General features: G+C 60.4%; 1 protein-coding gene. It reads right to left on the bottom strand.

The window, feature by feature from the left end:
• Positions 1 to 434: 434 nt before the first annotated feature.
• Complete coding sequence (locus GA0115233_RS40795) at positions 435 to 725, bottom strand: hypothetical protein (protein ID WP_141689667.1); 291 nt, start codon at positions 723 to 725, stop codon at positions 435 to 437.
• Between the last annotated feature and the right edge of the window lie 1,173 nt (positions 726 to 1,898).

Here is a 1,898-nt window from a genome sequence, read left to right as displayed (position 1 = left end):
GGTGGGGAGCGATTTCGAGAGGCTGGGGCTACGTCAAGAGAGGGTGGGGAGCAGCCAAGAGAGGCTGGGGCTGGGCACGGCCCAGGCTCTCCTCAGCATGGTCCAACCGCTGGAAGTACATCGACTACGGACGTGCCTACGCCAGCCGAGGCGGCTTCATCGGCTTCGGCGCTGGCCTCGGCTACTGCGCCTACAAGCGACGATGGAGCAAGTGCGCCTACTACGGCGGCTATGGAGCCGGTGTCGGCGCGTCGGTTGGATCCGCCTGGGGATACGGAAGGCTCGCAGGGCGTGGTGTCGGGCGTGCCTGGAGGTGGTGGAAGAACCGCCGGGGGTGACCAGGGAAAGCCCCAAGGTCAACAACAGGTGACGCTTGACAGCGCACTCCGCTAGAGATGGCGGGGCCGGAAGAGATTCCTCTTCCGGCCCCGTCGTCATCCGAGCGAGTTAGGCAAGTCTGCGCTCTTGCTGTCTGCGACCAACTGACCCAACTGGACGAGATATTCGTATTTTGAGAGCCTTCCCGAAAGTCGCAGCAGATATGAGCGATCCGTCATCTTGAATATTTCACGCCGCTTCACTGCCATAACGTCGCGGTCGTATGAGTTAAGGACTTTTTCAAGTTTCGAAAGCGCGTCGCCTTCGTCACCTTCGAATTCCGCAAGTGTGCGTACGGCGGAAGCTTCCGCCTGCAGCACTGTCGCGACAATAATCCACTTCGGCATTTCGATATCCCTTTTGCACCGATTGCCCTCATAGTTAACCCCGTCCAGGGGTCTCGGCGCTCAACCTACCTGACGCTCGTGACGCTGAAGTGCCCATCCCGCTAAGCCAATTGCCAGTACGACAAGAGAGGGTTGGGACGCCCGCGCGGAGCGAGTTTGGAAGAAAAGGGGCAAATCCGGCATTTAATCGAGCGTGGTCGATTTACAGACTGCATCTTCTCGCACAGCGCTGACGTATCGAGCATCCTGGATACTGGGTGAACTCTGCTGGTCGTAGCCGCTGGTAGTGCTGGATCGTCGCTGCAGGCCGTTGTTAGGCGCCGATTATTTTGGCGCAGAGCGGGAGAGCAACTGTCACAGTGATCGGTAACCCCCTTCCGACAGTGTGCTTATCTTTGACCGAGATGAGGACCTATGCGTCTTCGAGTCCTTCGTGCATGCCGCGAACTACCTTGAGGCGATTCACGTATCGGAAGGTGAGTGCACGGCGGCGTACTCACCGGACGGTAGCGTGTTGGAACTGACTGCTCCCGGAGGGTGGCGAGGCCCGGTCGTTGTGGGTAGGACCAGCAGAAGCAACCTGGTTGATCTGGGGCGGCGGGTGACCCGCTACTGGGGTGGGCGAGCCCTCGCAGGGCCCCTGGAGACGGCTCGCTTCTTGATTGACAGGGACAATCAGCCCCGCGCGGGATGGCTGGGCCGGGCCATCGGCCTGCTGAGACGCAGTCGCGCTCTTGAATGTTCTAACAGTGCTGCACGATGCAAGAGCACGGCTCGCCAGCGAAACTGACGAGCCGTGACAGGGAAACCGGTCAGGCGTGTAGCTGGTTTTCCGCCCGACTGGTGCTAAGAACCAGTTTGAGTCGCGCTAGTACCATCGAGGACGAGCCAGACTACGGAATGACCTGTATGCGAAGTTGCGGCCGTGCCGGTAAATATTTCTGGCGTGACTGTAGGAGTAGCTCAGGCCGGTAACGTTCCAGACGCACCCGGCCGCGCGTCGCCAGGATCGGCAAGCTCGCCTGTAGCGAGTCCAGCCGCGGCCGTATCGTGCAGCTCCCCCCCAACGAAGCGACGTCCCGAGCATGGCCATTGAGTGAAGTGTGTCGAAGGCGCCGTTACCGCGTCGAAAGTTCCTGTATTTACGCCAGCCGGCCTTGATGTGCCGCCAGA

Source organism: Streptomyces sp. DI166, from assembly GCF_900091315.1.
In the GTDB taxonomy this organism is placed as follows: domain Bacteria; phylum Actinomycetota; class Actinomycetes; order Streptomycetales; family Streptomycetaceae; genus Streptomyces; species Streptomyces fuscus.
This window is presented reverse-complemented; position numbering and strand designations above follow the sequence as displayed.